This window comes from Methanoculleus sp. (assembly GCF_035363275.1).
Classification (GTDB): Archaea; Halobacteriota; Methanomicrobia; order Methanomicrobiales; family Methanoculleaceae; genus Methanoculleus.
On record NZ_DAOSET010000009.1, the window covers coordinates 38,792 to 63,219 of the forward strand.

The window sequence follows — 24,428 nt, forward strand, 5'->3', positions numbered from 1 at the left end:
GCGGAACACGCTTGCGTCGATGTCTGGAGGCTGTTTGGGGAGCCCGGCGGCTTCTTGCGGTCAGGATGCCGTCTTCGTCGCACGCCCGGCCGACCAGCCCTTCATGCGAACCCGTAATGCCCTTGAATCAACCTTGTTATCCGGAATAAGGCCTCCGGCAGGCAGGATGACGTATATTTTTATAGGTTGGCGGGCATTCTGCTTGCATGGCATCGCCAGCAGCATCTGAAGTTTACATCATCGATGCATCGGATCGTTACCGCGCTATTGAAGCGCTCTGGCACGAGATCGGCCCTCTTCCCCTCGATGGGAAGACCGTCGCGGTCAAGGCGAATTTCAACAGCGACGATCCGTTCCCTGCGACGACTCACCCCGATATGCTGGAGGCGGTCCTCGGGCAGGTTCGCGCTGCCGGTGCCGGGACGGTACGGCTCGGGGAGCGGAGCGGGATGGGGGAGACCCGCGCGGTGCTGAAGAACCGGGGCGCCGTCGACGTCGCGGCCCGGACGGGCGCAGAAGTGGTGGCGCTCGACGGTCTCCCGCCGGAGGGGTGGGAGGCGGTCCCACCGGACGGTCTCCACTGGGAGCGGGGGTTCCTGATCGCCCGGCTCTTCCGGGAGGCCGATGTAGTGGTCCAGACCTGCTGCTTAAAGACCCACCGGTTCGGCGGGCACGTCTCCCTCTCCCTGAAGAATCCCGTCGGGGCCGTGGCGAAGAGGGCTCCTGGGAGCGGCTACAACTACATGGCGGAACTGCATTCGTCGCCGCACCAGCGCAGGATGATCGCCGAGATCAACCGGTCCTTTCCCTGCGACGTCGCTATCATGGACGCAACGGAAGGGTTCTCGACCGGGGGCCCCGAGCGGGGCGGCCTCGTCGCGCCGAACGTCATCCTCGCGAGCACCGACCGGATCGCCCTCGACGCCGCGGGGATCGCTCTCCTCCGGCGTTACGGCTCAACACTCGAGGTGATGCAGGGCAGGATCTTTGCGATGGATCCGATAGCCCGGGCAGCGGAGCTCGGCATCGGCGTTCGGTCGGCGGAGGACCTCCGGCTCGTCGCGCTCGACTCCGAGAGCAAAGACCTTGTCCTCGATATGCGGCGGATCCTGGACGAGACCGCGTGAAGATCAGAAGAAGAGGTGGTCGAGCAGGATCCGGAGACCGATGCCGATCAGGATCACCCCGCCGAGGACCTCGACCTTCCTCCCGAAGACCCGGTCGAGCGAACTTCCTATCAGCACGCCGGCGGCGGAGAGGATGAAGGTTACGGCGCCGATCGTGACTGCGGGCCAGAGGATCGGCATATCCAGGACGGCAAACGTGACGCCGACAGCGAGGGCGTCGATGCTTGTCGCAACGGCGAGAAGGAGGAGCGTGGTCATGCTCCCGGCGCCGAACCGGACGTTCTCGTCGTCTCCCCGGACTGCCTCGACGAGCATCTTCCCGCCGATCAGGGTAAGCAGCAGAAAGGCGATCCAGGGTGCCCAGGTCCCGACGAACGAGGTGACGCTCACCCCGCCGAGCCACCCGAGCACCGGCATCCCTGCCTGGAACCCGCCGAAGAGCGCCCCGATGATGAGGGCCCACCGCCCCCGGTCTTCTTGCATCGCGGCCCCTCCACTGATCGAGACGGCAAATGCATCCATCGCGAGTCCGACGGCGATGAGGAGGGTTGTTGCGAACTCCATTGCTTCCATAACATTCCAGCGCGATACCGGATAACGCTATGGTCGACGGTTGTTATATGGCGCCTGAGTGCCCTACCGGTATGGAGAGATGATACGATGAGCACGCAAACGATTGGCCTCATCCAGACGGCGGCGGGCAATGACCCCGACCGCAACCTGGTCCACACCCTTGCAATGGCAAGAGCAGCAATCGCGAAGGGTGTGCGGATCCTCTGCCTGCAGGAACTCTACCGGCTCCCCTACTTCCCGCAGTATGAGGCTACGGACGCCTCTGTCTACGCCGAGACCATACCGGGTCCCTCGACCGAAGCGTTCGCGGCGCTTGCCCGGGAGCACGGCGTGGTGATCGTCGTGCCGCTCTACGAACGGACCGAATCGGGGGAGTACTTCAACGCGGCAGTAGTGATCGATGCCGACGGGCGACTGCTCCCCCCGTACCGGAAGGTGCATATCCCCTACGACCCGCTCTTCTACGAGAAGACCTACTTCCGGCAGGGGGACCGCTACCGGGTCTACGATACCCGGTACGGCCGGATAGCCGTACTCATCTGTTACGACCAGTGGTTCCCGGAGGCCGCGAGGGCGGTCGCCCTGCAGGGCGCTGATATCATCTTCTACCCGACCGCCATCGGCCGGATTGCCGGGGAGGAGCCGCCGGAGGGAGACTGGCGCGAGGCGTGGGAGACGGTGCAGCGGGGCCATGCGATCGCAAACAGCGTCCACGTCGCCGCCGTCAACCGGGTCGGCACCGAGGGGGATATCCGGTTCTTCGGGAGCTCGTTCGTCGCCGACGCTTTCGGGAACGTCCTCGCCCGGGCGAGCGAGACCGACGAAGAGGTGCTCGTCGTCGAGGTCGACCTCGCGAAAAACGAGGCTGTCCGGGAAGGCTGGGGCTTCTTCCGGAACCGGCGGCCTGAGACCTACAAGGTGCTCACCCGGAGGTTTCCGCCGGGTAGAACCCCGCAGGCGCTCGGCTACCGCATGCCGGCGGAGTGGGCGTCGCACGATGCCGTCTGGCTCTCCTGGCCTCATGATCGGGAGACGTTCCCCGACCTTGCCGCGGTGGAGCTTGCCTACGTCGAGATCCTCGCGGCCCTCCGGGGGTCCGAGACTGTCAACCTGCTTGTCACGAGCGAGGCGATGCGCATCCGGATCGAGGCGATGCTGGAGGAGGTTGGTGTCAATCCAGAGGGCATCAGGTTTCACTCCGCCGACTACGCCGACGTCTGGTTCCGGGACTACGGGCCGACGTTCGTGATCAACCCCGAGGCGGGGAGCCTCGCGATGGTGGACTGGACGTTCAACGCCTGGGGGGAGAAGTACCCGGAACTTATGGGGGATACCGGGGTCCCGCTTGTGATGAACCGCGAGATGGACCTCCCCCTCTTCACTCCCGGGATTGTTCTGGAGGGCGGTTCGATCGAGGTGAACGGGTGCGGGACGGTGATCACGACGGAGGCCTGCCTCTTAAACCCGAACCGGAACCCTCGCCTCTCCCGGGGGGATATGGAGGCGTACCTGGAGGCTTACCTCGGCGCCAGTCACGTCATATGGCTCAAACAGGGTATCGCCGGCGACGATACCGACGGCCATATCGACGACATCGCCCGGTTCGTGGACGAGAGAACCGTCCTCTGCGCCGTCGAGGAGAACGAGGACGACGAGAACTATGCCGTCCTGCAGGAGAACCTCGCGATCCTCCAATCGTCGACCGATCAGGACGGCAACCTCCTGACGGTCGTCCCACTCCCGATGCCGGGCAGAGTCGGCGGCGAAGAGCGGCTGCCGGCGAGTTACGCGAACTTCTACATCGGAAACACCGTCGTGCTGGTGCCGGTCTTCGGGCACCCGAACGACGAGGTCGCCGTAGCAAGGATCCAGGGGTTCTTCCCGGACCGGGAGGTCATCGGGATCGACTGCACGGCGATGGTCGAGGGGTTCGGCGCGATCCACTGCATCAGCCAGCAGCAGCCATCCATCGTGCCGCGCGCCACCTTCCCGGGGGGAGAAAGCGCACCGCGAGAGGGATGAACGCGGAGATAACCGTGCTCCACGTCCAGCCGGCGAAGGCAAGCAGGATCGCAATGACGGAGACGGCCGGGACCATCGTCACCCCCCGATTTGCGCGCCGCACGTCGGTCCCGGGATGGACGAGCCGGTCTCTCCCGGCTCCGACTCTCTCCTCCATCTGCAGCAATCTCTTCTGGGAGGGCCGGCCTGATATGGGGTGAGCATCTGCACCGGCAGGGAAGTTACCAGCCGTTGCAGTGGACCCGGTCCTTACGGTAGCGGTCAACCGGCGGAGAGCGTGCGGCCGGGGAGCCGACGGTGACGAGGGCGAAGGGAACGACTGGCCGAAGGGTGCGATGGTTCTATGAACGGAAGTTTGAGCACCGTCAGGTACGAAGAACGCGAAATCCGGCGGATGAATGGTGTAACTCCCCTTCGTGGCTTTGCGGCTCGCACTTCGCGTGAGGGCATGTCACCACCTCTGTATCAGCCATCCGCGCCTTCAGCCACCATCCGGGGCCGACCTTCCCCCCGGCATGGGGCAGAGCGGTGTCGCCTCCTCCGGAAGCATGAGGATCTCGCGGACCCCGCCGTCATCGAACGCCCCGATGGTGACGGTGGCCGGGGCGCCGCCCGCGGGCGTCTGGTTGACGGCCGCGATCTCAAGGGCTGCCCGCCGGTCCCCGTTGCCGACCCGGACGACCTGATGCTTCCCGGGCCGGTAGTCCTGGACGTAGCACCTTCTGGCATGCTCTTCTTCACCGGGGCGGGGCTATGGGTGCCGGGGAGATGAAGCTGTCGGAGCATCCTCCTCCCCAATCGCTTCTTCCGGTGGTTCCTGGCGGCGCTTCTCCCGGCGTTCCCTGACGGACGAGAAGGGGAACTTCACCATCTCCCGGAGACCTCCCGCGGGGGAGAAGTTTCGCATATCACGTCGGACTCCTGAGATGAGTTCGTCGACGACCTCCTGCTCCTTTGCCTCCCCCTCCTCCTGTACCGCCGCGAGGCGGTGGAGGGAGTAGAGCCCGAGGATGAAGGCGAAGAGGAAGAAGAACTCCCATTGTTGCAGGTCGAGGGTGACGAAGACGAGCTCCCGTACCGGGTCTTTCCAGACGAGGGTCCAGATGAGTTCCCGCTCGGCAAAGAAGTCCACGAAGAGGCCGCCGAGGATCGGCGCGACGCCGGCGGCGACCGAGTTTGCAAAGGTGCTCGCCGCAAGGTAACTGGTCGCCTGACCTTGTGGGGCCAGCTTCAGGCCGATGTTTCCCGAGGCGAGCGAGACTCCCGCAAGTGAGATCCCCATCAGGATGTGGATGAGGATGAGAAGCGGGTAGGTCAGGACGTAGATATCCGGGAGCGTGACGAACATCCAGGCGAAGATCGCGAGCATGAAGAGCGGACCGCTCACGGCGAGAACCGACTTGTTGGAGAACCGGTCGGAGACCTGGCCCCACGACCGGTAGAAGACGATGTTCATGACCTGGCTGAGGACGCTGAGAGCGACAACGAGCGAGATATCAAGACCGATCCTCTGCAACATGTAGACCGTAAAGAACGGCGACGCGAGGTTGACGGCGAAGTTCCACGAGCCGAGGAAGATGACCAGGTTCCTGAAGTTGAGGTCCGCAAAAGGCTTCCTGATGGCGGCGAAGAGGCCGTCCTCCCCACCTTCGACGACCATCCGGGGCTCGGGCGTGCGGATGAGGATCACGATCCCGGCGAGACCGGCGATGAGCCCGAGGAGGAAGAGGATAGAGTAGCCGTAGGGTGCAAGGTCCGGGAAGATTGCCTCCCACGAGTCGATGAAGAAACCTGCGACGAGGCTGACGACGAGCGCAACCGCTGTCGAAAGGGTCAGCCGGTGGGAGAAGAAGGCTCCGAGCCGGTCCTGCGGTATGAGGTCCCGCATCCAGGAGTTCCAGCCGCAGTGGGAGACCGCCGAGAAGGATGCGTAGAGAGCTATTGAGAGGATGAGCACGAATATGCCCTGCTCCGGCGAGAGGAAGAACGGTATCAGGATTATGAGTATCCAGCAGAGGCGGGCGGCGAGCGATGCCGCGACGACCACCAGCCTTCTCCTGCGCACCCGCTCGACGATGTAGATGGCGGGCATCTGCAGGAGTTCTGCGAGCGGCGGGATGGCGGCGAGCAGGCCGATGACGGTGTTCGATGCCCCGAGTTGGAGGGCGAACGCTACCAGGAAGATGCCGCCGGTCAGCGTCACCATCGCCTGAGTGGCAAGGCCGTCCCGTATGACGAGTTTTAAGCCGTGACGGACCTCTTCTTCCGTCAGGCTCTCTTTTGCCTCAAAGACCATGCTTTATCCGGGCCTCTCTTTCTGATGCTCACGAACCGTTCACCCCGAGAGATTGCCCGTCGGCAGGGTGCCGGAATATCCGTGGGGGACCTCGCGCGGGCATCAGTTTTCTGGACTTATTGTATAAAAATAGAATTATATTAATGTGTTTGATTAAATCGAGAACCTCCCCGTGGTCCCGTCGGTCATGGCCCCGAAGGGATCGGGGGTATTCGCCGGCAGGGTTCCCCGGAAGGTTTCTCCGGTGCCTCAGCTCCCTGACGACCAGGGTGTTCTGAAGTCGGGATAGAGGGTGAGCCCGCCGTTATAGGCGGCCTCTTCGGACACGAGAAAGGCAAAGACCGCTGCGATCTCTTCTGGCTCCCCTGCGCGGCCCATCGGAATATGTCCCTCCACTTCCGTCTTCTTTTCCGGGTCCTCCGCTCACTCCCGGTTGATCGGGGTGGCGATCGCGCCGGGCGCGACCGCGTTGACCCGGATGCCCTCACTGGAGTACTCGAGTGCAAGTGTCCTCCCGAGAGCCCCGAGCCCTGCCTTGCTCGCGGCGTAAGTGGCATAGAGCGGTTTCGGAACGGCTTCGTGAACGGAGGTGTTGTTGAGGATTACGCCCCCGCCACCACGGTCGAGGAAGTGCCGAACCGCTTCCCGGGCGCAGAAGAACGCACCCCGGAGGTTCACCGCGAGGACCCGGTCGTAAGCATCCGCAGTCATCTCGTGAGTCGGGCTTGCAGTCTGGATGCCTGCGTTGTTGACCAGGATATCAAGCCTCCCCCACGCCGTGAGGACCTCGGCGAAGATGCGTTTGACGTCTTCTTCGCTGGCGACGTCCCCCTGGACCAGCATCTCCCGACAGCCCTTCTCGCGGATGAGGCTGCAGGCATCCCGGGCCTCCTCAAGCGTGATCTCTGCTTCCGTCTCGCTTGCATGTAGTTGATGGCGACGTTTGCGCCTGCTTCCGCGAACCTGATCGCCGTCGCCCGGCCGATGCCGGTCGAGCCGCCGGTAACGAGGACGTTCTTTCCTTCCAATCGTCTCATCTCGCCTCCTGGTGGTCCGGGCAGGGCCGCCCGTCCCCCGGGGGCCAGTGATCCGGGCGGGTAATGAAGATCGCGGCCGGGACTTCACCGCCGCTCCTCGAGGATTTTCCGGACGAGCGCTCTCCGGTCGGGCCTCCCGGCGGTGAGCGCCTGGAAATGCTCTTCGTAGATGGGCCTCTTGACCGAGTAGAACGTCCCGAGCGCGGTCGGCGCATCCCGGTCGTAGTCCCACTCCCTGATCTTTCCTAAAGCGCTCTCGAACCTGCCCGTCTCGACGTCGCCCTCCGCGAGCTCGTAGGCGTGAGCGTTGTAGTAGTCGGTCAGGTTGAAGTAAGTCGCGCAGATCTGGAGGACGTCGACGAACGAGAACCCCCGGTGCATGATCGCCTCCTTGAAGAGGTCTTTTAAGTGCCGGACCTTCTTCGTGTAGCCCCGGGCGATATGTGTGGCCCCGGAAGCGAGCATCACCTCGAGCGGGTTGATCGGGTGCTCGGTGATCCCGCCGGGAGTGGAGCGGCCTTTAAATCCGGTAGGGGACGTCGGTGTGTACTGCCCCGTCGTCAGTCCGTAGACCCGGTTGTCGTGGACGATGACGGTGATGTCGCTGTTCCGTTTTGCCGCGAAGATGAGGTGATCGAGGCCCTCGGCGTAGATGTCCCCGTCCCCGACGTGGCAGATGACCCGCAGATCCGGGTTTCCCATGCGTACTCCCGTCGCCGCCGGGACCGAACGGCCGTGGATGCCGTAGAAACTGTTGACGTTCAGGTAATCGGCTAGTTTCCCGTGGCACCCGATCCCGCCGAGGATGACGAAGTTATCGAGTGGTATCCCCTCCTCAGCCGAGAGCTCCGCGATCGCCGACTTCATCATATGCTGGATCGAGAAGTTGCCGCAGCCGGGGCACCAGGTGTTCTGTGCCGGGCTGATGAGGCTGCCGGCCGGCCGGCCGGGGGGGCTGGTCGGGGTCATGCGAAGACCTCCGCAAGGCGGGCTTTCAGTTCATCGACCGCGAACGGCCGCCCGTCGTACTTCAGGACCGATCGTCCCGGGTCGAATCCGTGCTGCCGGAGGAGGCGGGCAAGCTGTCCCGTGGCGTTGTTCTCGACGCAGGCGACCCTCCCGGCGCCGATCATCGCCTCCTTGAAGGCACGGACGGGGAACGGCGCAAGCACGAGAGGCTGGACGACCCGTGCCCCAAACTTCGCGGCAGCCTCGATGCAGGCCCACTTCTCCGAGCCCCAGCAGACGATCGTCTTCCCGGCGTTCCGTTCACCGTAGGTTCTCACGGTCGGGTAGGCGGTAAGTTCCCGGCTCAGGCTCTCGCCCTTCGCAAGCATCTTCTCGCGCAGCCGTATGGTTTCCTCGACCTCCTCCGTAGTGAACCCGGCCTCGTCGTGGGCGTAACTGTTCACCTTGACGACGGCGCCTTCCCGGCCGGGGAAGGCAAGCGGCGATACCCCGTCTTCGGTCCGGGCATACCGCCGGTACTCGCCCTCGCCCTCCCAGAGCACGGGCTCCCGGTCCGGGTGCGGGGTGACGGCGTTGATATCGAAGGAGTAGGCCCCTTCCGCGAGGGTCTTGTCGGTCAGGATGATCGAGGGGACCTGGTACTTCCATGAGAGCATCAGCGCCGTCGCCGACCAGGCATACGTCTCGTCGAGATCGCCGGGTGCGACGACAAGCCGGGGGAACTCCCCCTGCCCTGCGTTCAGGACGAAGTGGAGTTCGGTCTGGGAGGTGTAGGTGGGGAGGCCGGTGCTCGGCCCCGGACGCTGCCCCATCACGATCGTCACCGGGAGTTCCGCCATCCCGGCAAGGGAGAGGCCTTCTGTCATCAGGCAAAACCCGCCGCCCGAGGTCCCGACCGCGGCCTTCTCGCCGGCATAGGCGAGGCCGAGGGCCATCATGATGACGCTGATCTCGTTTTCGGGGTGGAGGACCTTGATCGAGAGGTCTTCTGCATGGTTGGCGAGGTAGTGAAGGATGTTCGAGGTCGGGGTCATCGGGTAGGCGACGTAGGACTCAAGCCCGCCGTGAACGAGCCCGAGCCCGGTGACCTCGTTCCCCGTCAGGACCGGGAGTGCCGGAGCGCCGAGCGGCTCGACGGAGAAGACATGATCCACGGCGTCGTAGCCCCGTCCGGCGACCCGGAGGTTGGCATCCAGGTGCTTTGCGGGGACGCTCTCGCGGAGAACGTCCTCGAGAACCTCCCGGCCGATCCCCGCGACCCGCGCAAGCGCCCCGAGCATCGCGGAGTTCCCGGTGATCGGGGGCGCCTTCTCCTCCTTGAGGATCGCATCGAGCGGGAGGCCGTAACCGTCGCCCCTCGTGACCTGGGAGGCGTCGTAAATGACGGTCGTCCCATCGTGGATCCTCTGCCGGTGGTTATCGATGCTGTTCTGGTCGAAGGCGAGGAGGACGTCGACCGGGGTGCGGTGCGCCCCTATCGATCTGCCCGCGGCCCGGATGATCGCGAAGTTGTGCCCGCCCCGGATAAGGGAAGGATAATCGAAGTACATGTAGGTGCGGTAGCCGAGGCGGGAGAAGAGGGCGGCAATCGAGAGGCCTGCCGTATTGATACCCTCGCCGGCCTTCCCGCCGATCAGCACGGAGTATTCGCCCATGGTCATCAGGCGTGCCGTTGCCCGCCTGCCGGTATATAGGTTGTGTTACCGGGAAGAGCGGTGGGGGGAGTCAACGGCCGCCGCAAACCCTCTGACGTCCTCCGGCACGCTTAGTGGACAATCGGCGACGCTGTCTCGTCGAAGGGATTGCTCCGCATCTCGAGCGAGAAGAGGTAGGGGTAGTTCTTCTGGAGATACTCCATGTAGGCGAGCCACTCCCTGATGAGCAGGCCGTATACCCGTTCGACGTCCCTGGCAAGGTGCCGTAGATCGCTCTCCGGGAGCCCGGCAAAATCTCCCCGGCGTTCGAGTTCCTCGGTCAGGTGGAAGACCGCTCTAAGGAGGTTGGTGAACGATTCGTGCTCCATGAGGACGGGGTTCTCGAGCAGCCGCAGGAGGAAGTCCCGCCGCCCTTTGAGGTACCGGCAGAGCTCCTCGAGGTCTGCGGTATCGGGAGCGACGGTGCAGCAGTGGCCCCGGAGACTGTCCTGCACCGCGGAGAACTTCTCCGGCGTCCAGGCCTCCGTCACGACGAGTTCCTGCCGGAGCCGGGGCAGGTCCGGGTCGCGGTCCGATATGAAGGTGAGCAGCCAGGTGCCGGCCTCCGAGAAGAAGGTGCCGATGACCATATTCAGTTTCTCAAGCCTCTCGCGCTTCGCCCGGATGCTCAGAAGCTGGTTTAAGATGAGGGTTACCAGGAGGACGTTGATCGGCAGAAAGCCGAGCGCGTTGAAGATATAGTTGTAGGTATTCTCCGGATCGCCGAGAATGAGATACTTGACGGTGTAGATGGCCACCGATGAGGCCACCAGGATTATCCCGAGCCGCACTTCCCAGGACCGGAGATTGAGAGGCATACGTTTAAGGATGGTACGTCCGGCGGGGAAAATAAAGGTTGGGCCCCGACGCCCTTCAGACACGGAGACGTGACGATGCCGGGACGTTGATGGGCGAAGCGACCGGCTGCCGCCGTGCGATCTCCGTCTCGACCCAGGCGGCGAGTTCGAGCAGTCCTGCCTCGAGCGGGACCTGTGGGGTATAGCCGAGGACTTCCCAGGCGCGACTGATATCCGCGATGCAGTGGCGGATATCGCCAACGCGGCCGGTCTCCGTTACCTCGGGCGCAAGGTGCTGCCGCCGGGTTATCGTCGCAAGGAGGGTGGCGGCGGTCCGGAACGTGTAGGGGCGGCCGCTCCCGATGTTGAACGTTCCCCCGGCAGCACCGGGCGACTCCAGGGCCAGGCGGAAAGCGCGCGCCACGTCGTAGACACTCACGAAGTCGCGCTGCTGGTAGCCGTCCTCGAAGAGGCGCACCGGGAGGTCCTGGAGCAGGCGAGACGCGTACTCGGTCAGCATGCCGGAGTATGGGTTGGCATACCTCTGGTGCGGGCCGTAGACATTGAAGAGCCGGAGGATCGTCGTCGGGATGCCGTATGCCTCCCCGATCATCCTGCACATCTCCTCCTGGTCGTACTTGGAGATGGCATAGACCGAGAGCGGCGAAACCTCCTTCGTCTCGGGTGTCGGGAGGGGGTAGATCACCTCCCCGTCGGGGCTCCGGGGCTCCCAGTCACCCCGTACCGCCTGGTGGAGGGAGCGCCGGATCTTCGGGTAGGTGGTGCCGTTGTACGAGCAGTATAAGCCTTCGCCGTAGACGGCGGAGCTTGAGGCGACGACGAGCCGCTCGATCGGGTGGTCCAGCAGGGCCTCAAGGAGGACGGCGGTCCCGGTGGTGTTGACGCTCATATACTTCTCGATCCGGTACATGCTCGGCCGCTCCCCGACGACTGCTGCGAGGTGGATGACGGCATCGACGCCATCGAGAGTTTCCTGGACGCTGTGCGGGTCCCGGATATCACCTACAAAGACCTCCGCACGCCGGTCGAGATGGCCGGGCCGGTGCCGTTCCGGACCATGGACCTGTGGTGACAGGTTATCGAGGATGCGGACGTGATAGCCATGCTGCAGCAGTTCCGTAGCGAGATGCGACCCGATGAATCCTGCCCCCCCGGTGATGAGGAGGGTCGGACTGGTATCCGTATGCATGATGTATCAGGCACACTTGATGGCAGTCTTCGCATTAAATATTATCGCGAATGATGGATAAAAAATAAAATGAGAGATTCCGGATTTTTCCCGCCCTGCGGCCTGCTCCACGGGTCTCATCACGTGCGGCTGTGAGAGGTGGTGGGGCAGGCTCCTCCCCACCCACATTCTTTTCGCGTTCAGGAGTCGAGGATCGACTCGGCAGCGTCGCGGTAGGCCCGCATGACGTACGGGATGCCGGAGATCGCCTCTGCCTCTTCGGTCAGCGCCATCAGGTCGTTCCGGGCGACCGTCTTGAGGCTGAAGTTCCGGGTCCCGGCCATGATCTGCTGGAGCCCGGTCCTGAACTTCTGGGCGTAGGTGTAGATTCCGACTGCTCCGAGCGGGATCTCATCGATACGACCGGGATATCTCTCCTTGAGCTGCTCGTAGCAGACGAAGATCTCTTCTCTGGTGCGGCCGTACTTCGAGACGGTCTTCGGGAGTTCGCCGGCTGCAAGCCACTTCTCGATGTTCTTTCCGACCATGCCGGGGATCATGAGGGCACGGCCCATGCAGACCGCCCTGACGTAAGGGCTGCCCATAGCGAGCCCTTTGAAGACGTTGGCCTCGTCGGCAAACCCTCCGGCGATGGCGAGGTCCGGGACGCGGATGCCCCGTGCCTTCAGCCGCTCGGCGAACTGGTAGGCGAGGGACTCGATGTAGAAGGTCGGGATGCCCCACTCGTTCATCATCGGCCAGGGGCTCATCCCCGTGCCGCCGGGTGCGCCGTCGATGGTGAGGAGGTCGATCTTCGCCTCGGCTCCGTAACGGAGCGCCATCGCGAGTTCGACGGCCGAGTAGGCGCCGGTCTTGAGGGTGATGCGCTTGAATCCGATGTCGTGGAGCCGGTCGACTTCCTCGAGGAACCCTTCCCGGCTGACGAAACCGAGGCGGGAGTGCCGCTCGAACTCCTTCAACGCGCCGTCCTTGAAGGATGCCTGGACCTCGGCGGCCCGGGGGTTCGGGTGGACGATGTAGCCGCGATCGTTGAGCTGGTTCGCCCGCTCGATGCTGCCGACCTTGATCTCGCCGCCGATGCACTTTGCACCCTGCCCCCATTTCAACTCGATCGTCTCGAGGTTGTGCTTTGCGGAGACATACTCCGCGGTTCCAAGCCGCGTGTCCTCCACATTCAGCTGCACCAGGAGTTCGCCGTACCGGTCCTTGAAGTTCCGGTAGGTCTCGATCCGGCGGTCCATCTCGGGCGACTTGCTGACCTTGCCGTTGTGGTCGAGGACCAGTCCGGGGTCGACCCCGCAGACGTTCTCCCCGCAGACGAGCGTGATGCCTGCAATAGCAGCCCCGATGGCGAAGTGCTCCCAGTTCTCACGGGCAATCTCGGTCGAACCGAGCGCTCCGGTGAAGATGGGGACCCGCATCGGGACCTTGTTCTTCCATCCGTACTCGGTCGTGGTATCGACGGCCGAGAACAGAGCGGTGTCGGGGTTGGCCTCGACACCTTCCGGCATCCCCTTTGCGCCCCTCGCGTAGCCCTGGATGTTCAGGTGCGAGTAGTCGACCGGGTAGTTCTTGTCCGCACCGGCGGTGATCTCACCGAACGGCCCCGGGTAGAGGACCTCTCTGCCACGGAAGGAGGAGAGCCAGATCTCGCAGGCCCCCTTGCACCCGTCTACACACCGGGTGCAGATGCCTGACATGGGCGCGACATCACGGGAACGGTTGGTCGTTCCTGTCGCTTCGTTAGCGTTCGGTCTTCGTAGGTTCATCGCTTGCCCTCTATTTTGTGGATAGAAGTTTCCTTCCTATGCATATAAATATTTCTCACGACCTCCCATCCAACCCTGATCGGCAGGGACCGCCCCCGGACCAGAGCAGCAACAGGAAGAGCCCGGGGAAGTCCCTGCAGACGGGCTACCCGGCAGCAACCCCGGGTATTTGATACCAGCGTATCCCGGATGTACCATGAAGATGACGAAAAGGTGAAATACCTTGATATCCATGAATGGATTATGAACTTCAGGTTGCTATCTGCTCTGATTGTGCTTCTGCTCGCAGTTTCACTCTGCGCCGGATGCACTGGCTCCGGCGAACCCGCCGGGCCGTCTACGACCCAGACCCCGACGGTCACGGCAACACCTGCGCCCACGACCTCGGGCTCGCTGACGCCCGGCCCGACACAGACGGTGCCTCCGGGAAAAGAGGTTGAGTTCGAGCTTACGGGTGGCTTCCCCTCAAGGGTTACGAACGATCTCTATATCAAGTTCATCGGCGGCAAAGGGTGGGACTACGTAAAATCCATTGACATACACGTGACCAAGTCGAACGGGGAGGTCATCACCGAGGCGATGGAGCCGACTCCCAACAAAGAACTTATTATTCACAATGCAAAAGGGGATAACCGCGTCGCGATAACTGTTTCTCTCATCACAGGAGGCACCTACACAGTTATAGACGAGATTGTAGAGGTTCCATAACCCTTCACGATCTCCTTTTTTACGTGGCCGGACTGCAACACGACCATCCGGGCAATCCCCTCGTTTTCCTCATCGCCCCTCCACATTCCACCGTATGAGCAGGCCGTCGTCGATCTGAACGGCCTCGATGATGCGTAACCGTGTAAAATCCGCCTCCCGGAGAAACCCGGTGCCGTCCGCCGGCGTGGGGGCGTCCTTCCCGCCGATGACGATGTTGCCGACGAACGTCTGGAGTTCGTCGACGAGCCCTCGCTCAAAGAGCGCCCAGATCAGGGTCCCGCCTCCCTCGACCATCAGACGCCGGACACCCTGCCGGTGGAGTTCCTCGAGAAGGGCCACAAGATCGACGGTCTCGTCGCCGGCGATGACGACGGCGGCGCGTTCCCGGAGGGCTTCCACCTTTTCGCGGGGTGCCCTCGCTGAGACGGCGACAATACGGTTTCCGGTCCCTTTGTGAAGGATGTCTGCAGTGAGGGGGATCTCTCCGGAACTATCCACCACGACCCGGATGGGATGCTCGTCGTTCCCGGCCGCTCTCCGCTCTGCACGGAGGTCCGGGGACTTGACGGTGAGTGAGGGATTATCGGCGAGCACGGTGCCGATGCCGACCATAATGGCATCGCTCTCTGCCTTGATCCGGTCGACCCGTGAGAAATCTTCAACTCCGGAGATCCTCACCTGCCGCCGCTCTCGTGTTGAGATCTTCCCGTCGGCGCTCATGGCGACGTTGACGAAGACAAACGGGCGCATATTCTAGGGTTACACGACGACCCTCATATATGCTCTCCTCCCGGACTGTATGTGAGGCCATGGCGCCTGCACTCCTCCTCTTCGGGAACCGGGGAAATGTTCGGCACCTATCCCCATAAAACCAAAGAACAATCCTTCTTTTCTGGAAAAATTGTATTCATTATTGGGATATTTCGAATGACATATATACATTCTCCTGGATATTCTCCGTATTCAGTATGTCCTGGAATTGGTACCCATTGAGCCGTTTTCAAAAAGACCTGTTTACCGGGACGGATATTGTCAGAATGATCGTGGTGGTGTCATTCTCGGCGATATCGTTTATGCTGACGGCTGTTGCACCGGATTACAACGCTTTCCTCATCTATCCCCTGATCTACTGTATCTCCATACTCCTTGTTGCTCTCTGGTTCCCGGAAAAAGGGATCTGGGTGACCGGAACCCTGGTTGCCGGATTCGTGCTTATCCAGGTGTACCTATCAGTCCTTGGGGTTACCATAGACCTTGTGATGACCGGGTTGCACATGGTGATCTTCTTCTGGGTCTTCGCGGCCACGACACTCTTCGTGCGGAGCTCCCGCCTGACCGCCTCCCGGTGCAGGCAGATCCTCGGAGATACCCGCGATGCGAAGTTTCTGTGCGACCCGCAAACCCTCCGACTGCTCTGTGTCAGCGAACGGTGCGCCGATATCCTCGGTTACGCCCCGCAGGATCTCGTCGGCCTCCCGGCGGAGAAATTCTGGGCGGATGAGAGCGGCAAGGCCCGGTTTATCGAGGAGATGAAACGGGAAGGGTACATCGGGAACGCAGAGATGATCTTTCGTGCGCAGAACGGCGATGCCCGCGTGGTCCTCCTCTCCTGCCGGGCTCTGGTCCCGGAGAACCTCTTCGAGTGTACGGTTGTGGATATCGGCAGCCTCCAGAACAAGCATAACAGCCTCATCCGGTCGAACGGGCGCCTGAAAGAACTCATCCAGCAGTCAAACGACCTCTTTTTCGTGCAGGATGCTACGGGCCGCATCCTGCACTTCTCCTGGTTGCGCGCCCACGAGTACGGAATAATTTCCGATGACCTCATCGGGCGGGGAATGGATGCACTCCTGCCCGTTGACCTGGCCGCGCGGCATATGGAATGGGTTCACAAGGTGATCCGTGAGCAGAAGAACGCCCGTTACGATCTTGACCTCACGATAGCAGGTGCCCGGCACACCTTCTCCATCACACTTGCCCCGTATGCCGGGGTGGACGGCTCCCTCGTCGGCATCGTAGGGTCGGCGCGCGATACCACCGAGGTACGGCGGCAGAGGATCGCCTGCAGGCAGATGATATGCGAGATCGACCAGTGGGAGGGGCTCGTCACTACGCTCTCCCATGAACTGCGCACGCCCCTGCAGCCGCTCGTCGGTTACCTGGCGATGCTCGTCGAGAATCCCGGGCGTTATGGTCTCACGGGGGAGACGGAGAAGTTCCTTACTACCTGCCTTGCGTGCGCGAGGCAGGAACAGGCGGTGGTGGAGAGGATGGTCGAGTTGAGCCTGCTGACGATGGACCATGTCGAACTCACCATTCAGGACGTATCCCTCCGCCAGCTCATCAGCTCTGTCATCTCTGATGGCGGGTATGACCGGGATGCCGGGATCCACAACGAAATTCCGGAAACTACCCGGATCTGGGGAGATCCCGATCGGCTCTATCTTGCGGTGGAGAGCCTGGTATCAAATGCGGTTAAATATAATCAACTGCCAAAGGAAGTATGGATCCGCTATGCCGAATCAAATGAAAACCATTATATTATGGTATGCGATAATGGCATCGGTATCCCTAAGGATATTATCGACGCGATCTTTGGGCAGTTTTATATCAGGGACCCTGAAAAACCGAACCGTGACGGCGGTCGGATCGGCCTGAGGCTCTCGATTGCGAAGAAATATATCCAGTTGCATGGAGGAGAGATAACGGTGACGAGTGCGGTGGGCGAGGGGAGCACTTTCACGATCAGATTGCCAAAGGAGGCCTGAATTTGGGAACGAAGATTATGGTCGTCGACGATGACCTGCCGACGCTGGAAGTAATGGAACTGCTGCTCAGGAAGATCAACCGCGAACCTCTTCTGGTCCACAACGGGTGGGACGCCCTGCGGATGCTCAAGAAAGAGAAACCTGCGCTCATCATCCTCGACGTGATGATGTCTCCCATTGACGGATGGCAGTTCCTGGAGGAGTTGAAGCGGAACGACGAACTCAAAGATATCCCGGTCCTGCTCTTTACCGCAAAACACGTCTGGCCCGAGGAGTATTCGCGATATGCGGATGATATCGTCGGCGTCCTGGAGAAACCTATCTCGCTCGCCGAGCTGAAGGCGGCACTGGAGAAGGCTGTTCCCCATGATGCCTCTTCTCACACGGATGACGACACTCACTACACCCCACAGATCCGAAGCGGATAACCTCTTCTACGTTCACACCTTCCTTTCCGGCCCCCTTCCGGGGTCTGCATGCCCCTACCGAAAGGCATTTCTTTTGCCGGAAGTGTAGTGCCGGATAGTGTTGCTCTCATGATCGTTACGGATCTTCCCGGCTGTCCCTCCCTCAAGGAATACCGACGGATCGTGGGTGAAGAACGTTTTTCGGCAATCGATGTTCTTGCCGATCGCCTTTCAGGCGTCAGGCTGCAGGAGATCAACTCGACCCGCCAGGGAGGTGGCGTCGCGGAGATCCTGATCTCGTACGTTCCTTTCCTCAACGCGCTCGGCCTTGAGGCAACCTGGAGTGTCATGGAGGCCGAACCGGCGTTCTTCGATGTCACGAAGACGCTTCACAACTTCCTCCAGGGCCGGGACGGGTTTTCACCCTCGATGGTCGAGACCTACTGGGAGGCCCAGCGGCAGAACGAAGGGCTGATCGAGGACGACTCCGATGTTGTGACCGTTCACGACCCCCAGCCCCTCGGTCTCGTCGAGTTCCTGACGGCGAGGGAGCGCGAGCAGAAGAGGCTGCTCTGGCGGTGCCACGTCCAGCTGGAGACGGTGCCCACCTCGACTGTGGGAAGCATCGGCAACATCATGCGGCGGCTGGTCGAGAAGTACCACGCAAGCATATTTTCAAGTTTCCAGTATCTTCCTCTCTGGAATGTGCCGAGTTTCATCATCCCGCCGTTCATCGATCCCTTATCCGAGAAGAATCGTGACCTTCCCCGGGCCGAGATCGACGCCACCCTTGAGAAGTACGGTATCGACCCGGCAAAGCCGATCGTCACTCAGGTCTCTCGATACGACGTCTTCAAGGACCCGGTCGGTGTCATCCAGTCATTTCGGCGGGTACGTCAGAAGACCCCCTGCCAGCTCGTCCTCGTCGGCGGGCGGGCGTGCGACGACCCGGAGTGCTACCTCGTCCTGCGCGAGGTCCGCGAGACGGCCGAGGACGATCCCGACATCCATATCCTCGACCTCCCGCCGGACAGCCACCGCGAGATCAACGCGATCCAGCGGGCGTCGGACGTGATCGTCCAGAAGTCCATAAAGGAGGGGTTCGGACTGACAGTGACCGAAGGGCTCTGGAAGGGGAAGCCCGTCATCGGCGGGAACGTCGGCGGCATACCGCTCCAGATTCGCGATGGCTGGAACGGCTACCTGGTCTCGACGGTCCAGGAGACCGCCGACCGTGTCCTCCACCTCCTCCGGAACCCGGAGTTGGCCGAGGAGATGGGAGCGCGAGGGAGGGAGTTCGTGCGGGAGTATTACCTCCTTCCCCGGGGCGTCCAGGACCACCTTGCCGTCGTCGACCAGATGGTCAACGGGAGGATTACCGCCCGGGACAGCGTCATCTGCTACCACCCGCAGGTGGTGACGACCCGGATGTCCACGTGCCCCGCGCGGTAACGATTCGCTCCTTCGCTGCCCGCGTCAAGGTCACCGGATGGGGATCTCCTTTCCCCCGGGTCCGGAGCCGGTCCTCATCTTCTTCAGGCGCACCTCGAGGACGCCGTTCTTTAACCGGGTCCCGGCTCCCTCACCCGTTACGCTCGCCGGCAGGCGTATCAACCGGCTCAGGATGCCGTTCCCGCGCTCGTGGATGGAGTAGCCTCGCCCCTCTTCGACCGGTCCGGCACGCCTCGCCGTTACCCGCAGGGTCTGCGGGTTGAGCAGGTTGATCCTGATCGCGTCCTCCTCCGCGCCGGGCAGTTCCGCAACAACGATCACCTCATCGTCGTGGTCGAGGATATCGACCCGGAAGTCCGTGGAGAAACTGAGGGAGTCGCGGCTTCCGCTGTCCTGGGCGGTCCTCCCGCCCCTGCCTTCCCGATTCTCCGCCGTCTCATCGATCCCCCGCCGCCCGGTGCCGAAACGCTCGTCTTCACTTCCTGTCAATGCTTCTCTCCTCCTGCAGTCTGGTAGCCACCGGATGGCAACCGGCCATCCGGCGTCCCCTCTTGAACCAATATACTTAACGTTTCGTATCCTGGAGACGGGCGCACCCCTGGTCGGTTTGTCCTGCCGGTGCTGTCGGGTTGTCGGAAGAAGGTGTTTCTTGCGCTCCCCTCTTCCCGGGCGTCAGGTTTTTATGATGTGACCGGTATGGTGGGAGACCCCCGGAGTTCCGGGGTGCGGGACGACGGGGTAACTCAATCACCTGCACCGCCGTACCGGCGGAGATTCCAGTGCCGACGAACCGGCGAGGATTGTGGAGGAGAAAGGAATGACTCAGTTTAAACCCTTTGATATGGAAGGCATGCCGATCGAGGAGCAGCCCATGAACTGGAAGGACATGATCAAGGCCCCGTATGACAAGAAGACGGTCGACGCCTACACCCGGACCCGGATCATCCTCATGAACGGTATCGAGAACAACGCTGTCCTGATGTCGCACGCGATCGAGCGGATGCACCCCGATCCCGAGGTGAAGAAGTCGATGGCCCTGATGCGGCGGATCGACTCCCAGCAGCAAGAGACAATCAACTGGCTCAATCCGGCGGACCAGTCGATCATCGAGACCACCCTCGGTTACGAGCAGGTGGCGGTCGACCTCACCGCGAACCTGGCGCAGAACGAGCCGGACCCCTACGTGAAGCAGACGCTTGACTTTGCCCTGCTCGAGGACTTCGACCACCTCTACCGCTACAGCTGCCTCTACGACTACATCGAGGGCGGCGACCCGGAGGCGATCGTCCAGGGCAAGACCGAGGTCAAGCCGGGCCGGCCGACGAGCATCGAGCACCGCCACCCCTTTGACTCGATGCGCAAACACTACGACAAGGATACGGCCGATATCAAGACGAAGATGAACTACATCACGATCACCGCGGGGGAGCAGCAGACGATGCTTTACTACCGGGCGCACGGGTTCATGTACCCCGACGAGATTGCACGGCAGCTGTATGCGGAGATCGCGGAGATCGAGGAGCAGCACGTGACCCAGTATGGGCTGCTCGGCGACCCGAACGAGACGATGCTTGAGAAGATGGCGATGATGGAACTCAACGAGGCCTATCTCTACTACTCCTTTGTACAGCAAGAGAGCGATCCGAGGATCAGGGGGATCTGGGAGAATTTCATGAAGATGGAGATCACGCACTTCAACGAGTGTGCACGGCTCATGAAGCAGTACGAAGGGCGGGATATCCGGGATCTCGTGAAGGCCGACGTCATCGGGCCCCTGGTTGTCTTCGAGCAGAACAAGGACTACGTCAACAGCGTCATCGACAACCAGCTCGACCTTGCGCCGAACAACATGGAGTTCATGCGGATGCGCGACCTCCCGGACAACTGGGCAAGTTTCGGCTACCAGCGCGTCATGAACGCAAAGGGTGTTCCGAGCGAGGAAGTCGTCGGGAAAGCCGGCCCGAGCCTTGTAGAGCGCGACCAGGCGGAGAATATCCGGAGGGTCAAGCAGGAGATGGCCCGCCGGGTCGAGAAGGGGATGGCAGCGGTGCCGGCCCGGTAAGTACTCCTTTTTTTACGACGGACAGGGCCCTGCGGCTGGTCACGAGTTAAACTCTCGCAGCCTTTGCACAAGAACCACCTGACCCTCTTGCATCTTCGCACGGGATCAGGGTTGCCGGGGGGTGTGCCCGGACGCGGCGTGCTCCCGGGGTTCGTCGCCCTCAGATTTTCTGAGCGTGAACCGGAACGCCGCGCCCTCATCCGACCGGCCAGTCACGCGGTCCTCGACCCGGATTCTGCCGCCGTAACGGTTGAGCAGCATCCGGCAGATCGAGAGGCCGAGGCCATGTCCGCTCGCGCCGGCCTTTCTCTGCTCGAACCGGGTAAAGATCCTCTCCTTTGCGTTGTCGGGGACACCAGGGCCGGTATCGGCGACGGTGACCTGGACCATCCCTTCCTCGTCGGCATCCTCGACGGTTACGGCAACCTCGACGTTCGGCCCGCCGTGCTTCGCGGCGTTTCCGATAAGATTCGTGAAGACCTCGGGCAGGAGGTCGTCGGCGAGGACCGTCACGTTCGTCCCCTCGTAGGTGATGCGGGTGTCCGGGTAATGGGTGATCTCCGCCCGGACCACCTCATCAAGGTCGACCGGGATAAGCCTGACCCGGCTTTCGCGGATCTTCCGGATGGTCCCGACGTTGGCGGTGATCTCCATGCTCTTCTTGATGCCGGCACGGAGTTTCTGCAGGTATCTTCGCTCCTCCCCGCCGAGCATATCCATGAGCAGGTCGGCGTAGATGTTCGCGACGTTGTCGACATTCCGGATGTCGTGGGTGAGGATGTCCAGGTAGAGGTTCGCCTCCCGGTTCGCTGCCTCGAGCCTCTGATAGAGTATCCCCCGCAGGGCCCCGGCCCCGACCTCCCTGCCGACCGCCACGAGGATCTGGCGAGTCGCGGTCGGGATCTCCGGACCGGTGGTGCTCCCGAGCATGAGCGCCCCGACGACGGAGGACTCGGCAACGAGCGGGATGCAGGCGAGGGAGGCGACCTCGAAGTCCGCGAGCACGTCCCGCTCCCGGCTGCCGGCACTTTCCGTCCCCTCGACGAACCATGGCTGGCCGGCGACGAAGACCCGGTTGTAGGGCCATTGGCGGGCGTTGAGTGTCCGGTTCTGCATCAGGGCGAACTCGGAGACCTTTCGATGGCACCGGAGGACCGCCTGGATCCTTTCTTTTCCCTCCAGCATGTAGATCATACCGATATCGAAACCAAGATTATCAAGGACCGCATCAAGTGCGTTGTCGAGCAGTTCGCCCAGGGTGAACGAGGACGCCGACGCCGTGATGACTGCGTTCAGGACGGCAAGCCTCCTATTCCGGATACGGACCTCCTCCTCGGCCCGCATCCGCTCCGTGACGTCGGCGAGCGAGAAGACCAGCCCCAGAACGCTTCCCTCCGCATCCTTCACCGGCACGAGGCTCCAGTCCCAATAGGTCTTCCCGCGTTCGGGCTGCGTCTCGTAGGTGAACGGTTTTGCAAATACCCTGAACGCCTCTCCGGTATCCCGCACCCGCTCGAAGATCGCCTGGTTCTCCGGGTTCGGGAAGAGGTCGAAGTGCCGTTTCCCGAGGAGGTCCTCTTCCGTGTATCCGGACCCCTCCGCGTAGGCCGTGTTCACCCGGACGAACCGGAACTCCGCGTCAAGGTAGGCAAGGTGGACGTCGGTGTACTCCATGACCGTTCGGAGGAGGTCGCGCTCTTCGGCGAGATCGACGGCGAGCGATTGGTTCTCGGCGAGCAGCCACTCCCGCTCTGCATCCACCCGCTTCCTCCGGGTGATGTCCCGTGCGAGCCACCGGACCTCCGCAAGGCTCCCCCGGTCGTCACGGACGGCCGTGACCGAGAGGGAGACGGGGATGGGCTCCCCGGCCGCGGGCTGCACCCATACCTCGATCCCTCGCAGGGGCTCGAAAGGACCGCTCTTGAGGCGCGTGAGGAGGTCCCGGAACGTCTCCCTGCACTCCGGGATGATGCAGGCCAGGCTGGATGTCCCGATCAGGTTCTCCCTCTCGCTGCCGAGGAGGAGGGCTCCTGCCCGGTTCACGTCGAGGATCGCGCCTCGCGGGTCGCAGACGAAGTAGCCGTCGGGAGCGAGGTCGAAGAGGTCCCGGTAGCGGCTGTGCTCCTGCGCGATCTGCCGGTACTTCTCCTCGCTCTCCTTCCTCGCGGTGATATCGCTGACGAGAAGGAGCATCGTGCCATCGTCCTGGACCCGGATCGAGCACGCCACCCAGCGGTCGGGAGCGATCCGGAATTCCAGTCTGGAGAGCACTGTCCCTGCCCGGAGCGCCGCGAGCAGCCGCCCTGCTGCTTCCGCGTCAGCGATGAGCGGTATGATGTGGGTGCGCACGAGCGCCATCCCGTTCGCCCCGGAGAGGTCCCGGCCGTCCGGCAGCGACAGGAGGCGACGAAAGGCCCGGTTGACTCGCACGACCCTTCTCTCGGAATCAAGCAGGAGCAGGCCGTCCTCGAGTTCGTCGAGGGAAAGGTCCGGAGCGGATTGGGTCGAAGGTGTCGTTGCGTGCATGGTACGGTCTCCCGGGTATTCTGACTATGTTCGGAAGAGAAGTTTCTGATATGAGTTCTGATAAAAGTTGGGAGAATAAGTTCCAGCGTGCCCGATTCTGTCTGATGCAATCTTCATCTGCATTCCTACCTGACGGCTGCATAAAGACTTTGCCTTCTGGTGCTGCCCGGTAGCGGCGATGCGGGCGCTCAACATTCCAAGAGAGCGTTTCTTGCCTCGCGGGCAAAAGCCAGGGTTCTTTCGGGGTTGCGGATCCCGTCTTTCCTGACGCCCGTATGCACATCGACTCCATATGGACGGACTTTCCGTATCGCCTCTGCGACATTCTCCGGCGTAAGCCCTCCTGCAAGTATGACGGGAATTGCCGAGTTTGCGACGATTGCCGCGCTGATATTCCAGTCGTGAGGGATCCCCGTTCCCCCGAGTTTTTCTCTGGTCCTGGTGTCGAGGAGGAGCGCATCGGCATAGGGCTCATAGCGTTTTCCCATCTCGATAGCCGACTCGTCCATCACGTGAACGGCTTTCACGATCTTTAGGTACGGGAGAGCATCGCGGATGACGTCGATCTCGGATGGTTCGACGATATTCTGGATCTGCAATGTCGTGCAGTGCGAACTGTTCACCAGCTCGATGAGGTCTTCTGTCTCCTGCAGGTGGGTGACTGCGACCGGTTCGATGAACGGCGGGAGATGGCGTACCATCTTCGCGGCTTCTGCCGGAGTTACGAAATCGCTGCTTTGATGCGTCACGCCCATGATGAAACCCACAGCATCGCAGCCTGCATCGATTGCGGACTGCATATCCAAAAGACTGGTCGTTCCACAGAATTTAACCCGCATCGGATCCTCTCTGTCGTTATGGCAGATAGGGTATTTGCAGATATCAAAGGCCGCGACGACAGATCCGTGGCGGCGATCGGCGTTATGTAAAGGAAGATATCAGGAAAGTTGCCTGGGATGCCCCCGCCCGGATTTGAACCGGGGACAACCAGATCTTCAGTCTGGCGCTCTC

General features: G+C 62.1%; 21 protein-coding genes and 1 pseudogene. 9 read left to right on the forward strand and 13 right to left on the reverse strand.

The features are described from left to right. Positions 1–206: 206 nt before the first annotated feature. Entirely contained in the window at positions 207–1,127 is a 921-nt protein-coding gene (locus PLN84_RS03155) for a DUF362 domain-containing protein (protein ID WP_292386422.1), read from the forward strand. 3 nt (positions 1,128–1,130) lie between these two features. On the opposite strand, the gene PLN84_RS03160 is transcribed toward PLN84_RS03155, so the two are convergent. After that, complete coding sequence (locus tag PLN84_RS03160; protein WP_292386424.1) at positions 1,131–1,691, reverse strand: manganese efflux pump MntP family protein; 561 nt, start codon at positions 1,689–1,691, stop codon at positions 1,131–1,133. 96 nt (positions 1,692–1,787) lie between these two features. On the opposite strand from PLN84_RS03160, the gene PLN84_RS03165 reads away from it, so the two are divergent. The 3 genes from PLN84_RS03165 (at position 1,788) to PLN84_RS03175 (ending at position 4,494) form a co-directional block, all read left to right on the forward strand. After that, positions 1,788–3,722, forward strand: coding sequence for an agmatine deiminase family protein (locus tag PLN84_RS03165; RefSeq protein WP_292386426.1), 1,935 nt, complete (start codon positions 1,788–1,790; stop codon positions 3,720–3,722). Beyond that, positions 3,719–3,922, forward strand: coding sequence for a hypothetical protein (locus PLN84_RS03170; RefSeq protein WP_292386428.1), 204 nt, complete (start codon positions 3,719–3,721; stop codon positions 3,920–3,922). Before PLN84_RS03165 ends, PLN84_RS03170 begins: the two co-directional genes overlap by 4 nt. 248 nt (positions 3,923–4,170) lie before the next feature. Further along, positions 4,171–4,494, forward strand: coding sequence for a hypothetical protein (locus PLN84_RS03175; RefSeq protein ID WP_292386429.1), 324 nt, complete (start codon positions 4,171–4,173; stop codon positions 4,492–4,494). Here PLN84_RS03175 and PLN84_RS03180 read toward each other — a convergent pair. The 7 genes and pseudogenes from PLN84_RS03180 to PLN84_RS03210 all read right to left on the reverse strand — a co-directional run bounded on the left by PLN84_RS03180 (position 4,474) and on the right by PLN84_RS03210 (position 13,494). Continuing rightward, on the reverse strand, positions 4,474–6,018 hold the full coding sequence (locus tag PLN84_RS03180; protein ID WP_292386432.1) for an MFS transporter: 1,545 nt from the start codon (positions 6,016–6,018) through the stop codon (positions 4,474–4,476). The genes PLN84_RS03175 and PLN84_RS03180 overlap by 21 nt on opposite strands. Before the next feature lie 249 nt (positions 6,019–6,267). Then, a pseudogene (locus tag PLN84_RS03185) lies at positions 6,268–6,861 on the reverse strand (SDR family oxidoreductase). A gap of 278 nt (positions 6,862–7,139) precedes the next feature. Next, entirely contained in the window at positions 7,140–8,024 is an 885-nt protein-coding gene (locus PLN84_RS03190) for a thiamine pyrophosphate-dependent enzyme (RefSeq protein WP_292386434.1), read from the reverse strand. Next, positions 8,021–9,685 carry a 2-oxoacid:acceptor oxidoreductase subunit alpha gene (locus PLN84_RS03195; RefSeq protein ID WP_292386436.1) on the reverse strand — a complete coding sequence of 555 codons (1,665 nt, stop codon included), beginning with the start codon at positions 9,683–9,685 and terminating at the stop codon, positions 8,021–8,023. The genes PLN84_RS03190 and PLN84_RS03195 overlap by 4 nt, the downstream gene beginning before the upstream one ends. Positions 9,686–9,789: 104 nt before the next feature. Next, positions 9,790–10,536, reverse strand: coding sequence for a hypothetical protein (locus tag PLN84_RS03200; RefSeq protein WP_292386438.1), 747 nt, complete (start codon positions 10,534–10,536; stop codon positions 9,790–9,792). A gap of 55 nt (positions 10,537–10,591) precedes the next feature. Continuing rightward, complete coding sequence (locus tag PLN84_RS03205) at positions 10,592–11,725, reverse strand: SDR family NAD(P)-dependent oxidoreductase (RefSeq protein ID WP_292386440.1); 1,134 nt, start codon at positions 11,723–11,725, stop codon at positions 10,592–10,594. A gap of 179 nt (positions 11,726–11,904) precedes the next feature. Beyond that, complete coding sequence (locus PLN84_RS03210; RefSeq protein ID WP_292386442.1) at positions 11,905–13,494, reverse strand: glutamate synthase-related protein; 1,590 nt, start codon at positions 13,492–13,494, stop codon at positions 11,905–11,907. A 189-nt stretch (positions 13,495–13,683) separates the two neighbouring features. On the opposite strand from PLN84_RS03210, the gene PLN84_RS03215 reads away from it, so the two are divergent. Continuing rightward, the gene (locus PLN84_RS03215) at positions 13,684–14,202 is read left to right on the forward strand and encodes a hypothetical protein (protein WP_292558693.1); all 519 of its coding nucleotides are present in this window, start codon (positions 13,684–13,686) and stop codon (positions 14,200–14,202) included. 69 nt (positions 14,203–14,271) lie between these two features. Here the strand turns inward: PLN84_RS03215 and PLN84_RS03220 are convergent, their stop codons facing one another. Beyond that, positions 14,272–14,952: a 2,5-diamino-6-(ribosylamino)-4(3H)-pyrimidinone 5'-phosphate reductase gene (locus PLN84_RS03220; protein WP_292386446.1), complete on the reverse strand. Its 681-nt coding sequence runs from the start codon at positions 14,950–14,952 to the stop codon at positions 14,272–14,274. A 287-nt stretch (positions 14,953–15,239) separates the two neighbouring features. Here PLN84_RS03220 and PLN84_RS03225 point away from each other — a divergent pair, with 287 nt between their 5' ends. From PLN84_RS03225 to PLN84_RS03235, 3 genes are all read left to right on the forward strand, one after another. Next, positions 15,240–16,970 (forward strand): PAS domain-containing sensor histidine kinase, encoded by a 1,731-nt coding sequence (locus PLN84_RS03225; RefSeq protein WP_292386448.1) that lies wholly within the window; start codon positions 15,240–15,242, stop codon positions 16,968–16,970. A gap of 2 nt (positions 16,971–16,972) precedes the next feature. Then, the gene (locus tag PLN84_RS03230) at positions 16,973–17,398 is read left to right on the forward strand and encodes a response regulator (RefSeq protein WP_292386449.1); all 426 of its coding nucleotides are present in this window, start codon (positions 16,973–16,975) and stop codon (positions 17,396–17,398) included. Between the two features lie 162 nt (positions 17,399–17,560). Continuing rightward, positions 17,561–18,829, forward strand: coding sequence for a glycosyltransferase (locus PLN84_RS03235; RefSeq protein WP_300019929.1), 1,269 nt, complete (start codon positions 17,561–17,563; stop codon positions 18,827–18,829). A 30-nt stretch (positions 18,830–18,859) separates the two neighbouring features. On the opposite strand, the gene PLN84_RS03240 is transcribed toward PLN84_RS03235, so the two are convergent. Beyond that, complete coding sequence (locus PLN84_RS03240) at positions 18,860–19,318, reverse strand: Hsp20/alpha crystallin family protein (protein WP_292386451.1); 459 nt, start codon at positions 19,316–19,318, stop codon at positions 18,860–18,862. A gap of 328 nt (positions 19,319–19,646) precedes the next feature. Between PLN84_RS03240 and PLN84_RS03245 the strand changes: the two genes are divergently transcribed. After that, positions 19,647–20,891 carry a ferritin-like domain-containing protein gene (locus tag PLN84_RS03245; RefSeq protein ID WP_292386453.1) on the forward strand — a complete coding sequence of 415 codons (1,245 nt, stop codon included), beginning with the start codon at positions 19,647–19,649 and terminating at the stop codon, positions 20,889–20,891. 105 nt (positions 20,892–20,996) lie between these two features. Here the strand turns inward: PLN84_RS03245 and PLN84_RS03250 are convergent, their stop codons facing one another. From PLN84_RS03250 to PLN84_RS03260, 3 genes are all read right to left on the reverse strand, one after another. Next, entirely contained in the window at positions 20,997–23,417 is a 2,421-nt protein-coding gene (locus tag PLN84_RS03250) for a PAS domain S-box protein (RefSeq protein WP_292386454.1), read from the reverse strand. Between the two features lie 188 nt (positions 23,418–23,605). Further along, positions 23,606–24,256 (reverse strand): phosphoribosylanthranilate isomerase, encoded by a 651-nt coding sequence (locus PLN84_RS03255; protein WP_292386455.1) that lies wholly within the window; start codon positions 24,254–24,256, stop codon positions 23,606–23,608. Beyond that, the coding region (locus PLN84_RS03260; protein WP_348531900.1) for a hypothetical protein at positions 24,163–24,428 on the reverse strand (266 nt) is incomplete at its 5' end. The genes PLN84_RS03260 and PLN84_RS03255, both read right to left, overlap by 94 nt.

Coding starts and splice junctions, on each gene's coding strand:
- PLN84_RS03180 (WP_292386432.1), bottom strand. CDS start 6,018: ATGGTCTTTGAGGCAAAAGAGAGCCTGACGGAAGAAGAGGTCCGTCAC.
- PLN84_RS03170 (WP_292386428.1), top strand. CDS start 3,719: ATGAACGCGGAGATAACCGTGCTCCACGTCCAGCCGGCGAAGGCAAGC.
- PLN84_RS03225 (WP_292386448.1), top strand. CDS start 15,240: ATGATCGTGGTGGTGTCATTCTCGGCGATATCGTTTATGCTGACGGCT.
- PLN84_RS03165 (WP_292386426.1), top strand. CDS start 1,788: ATGAGCACGCAAACGATTGGCCTCATCCAGACGGCGGCGGGCAATGAC.
- PLN84_RS03175 (WP_292386429.1), top strand. CDS start 4,171: ATGTCACCACCTCTGTATCAGCCATCCGCGCCTTCAGCCACCATCCGG.
- PLN84_RS03205 (WP_292386440.1), bottom strand. CDS start 11,725: ATGCATACGGATACCAGTCCGACCCTCCTCATCACCGGGGGGGCAGGA.
- PLN84_RS03220 (WP_292386446.1), bottom strand. CDS start 14,952: ATGCGCCCGTTTGTCTTCGTCAACGTCGCCATGAGCGCCGACGGGAAG.
- PLN84_RS03200 (WP_292386438.1), bottom strand. CDS start 10,536: ATGCCTCTCAATCTCCGGTCCTGGGAAGTGCGGCTCGGGATAATCCTG.
- PLN84_RS03210 (WP_292386442.1), bottom strand. CDS start 13,494: ATGAACCTACGAAGACCGAACGCTAACGAAGCGACAGGAACGACCAAC.
- PLN84_RS03255 (WP_292386455.1), bottom strand. CDS start 24,256: ATGCGGGTTAAATTCTGTGGAACGACCAGTCTTTTGGATATGCAGTCC.
- PLN84_RS03155 (WP_292386422.1), top strand. CDS start 207: ATGGCATCGCCAGCAGCATCTGAAGTTTACATCATCGATGCATCGGAT.
- PLN84_RS03215 (WP_292558693.1), top strand. CDS start 13,684: ATGTACCATGAAGATGACGAAAAGGTGAAATACCTTGATATCCATGAA.
- PLN84_RS03195 (WP_292386436.1), bottom strand. CDS start 9,685: ATGACCATGGGCGAATACTCCGTGCTGATCGGCGGGAAGGCCGGCGAG.
- PLN84_RS03190 (WP_292386434.1), bottom strand. CDS start 8,024: ATGACCCCGACCAGCCCCCCCGGCCGGCCGGCCGGCAGCCTCATCAGC.
- PLN84_RS03245 (WP_292386453.1), top strand. CDS start 19,647: ATGACTCAGTTTAAACCCTTTGATATGGAAGGCATGCCGATCGAGGAG.
- PLN84_RS03160 (WP_292386424.1), bottom strand. CDS start 1,691: ATGGAGTTCGCAACAACCCTCCTCATCGCCGTCGGACTCGCGATGGAT.
- PLN84_RS03250 (WP_292386454.1), bottom strand. CDS start 23,417: ATGCACGCAACGACACCTTCGACCCAATCCGCTCCGGACCTTTCCCTC.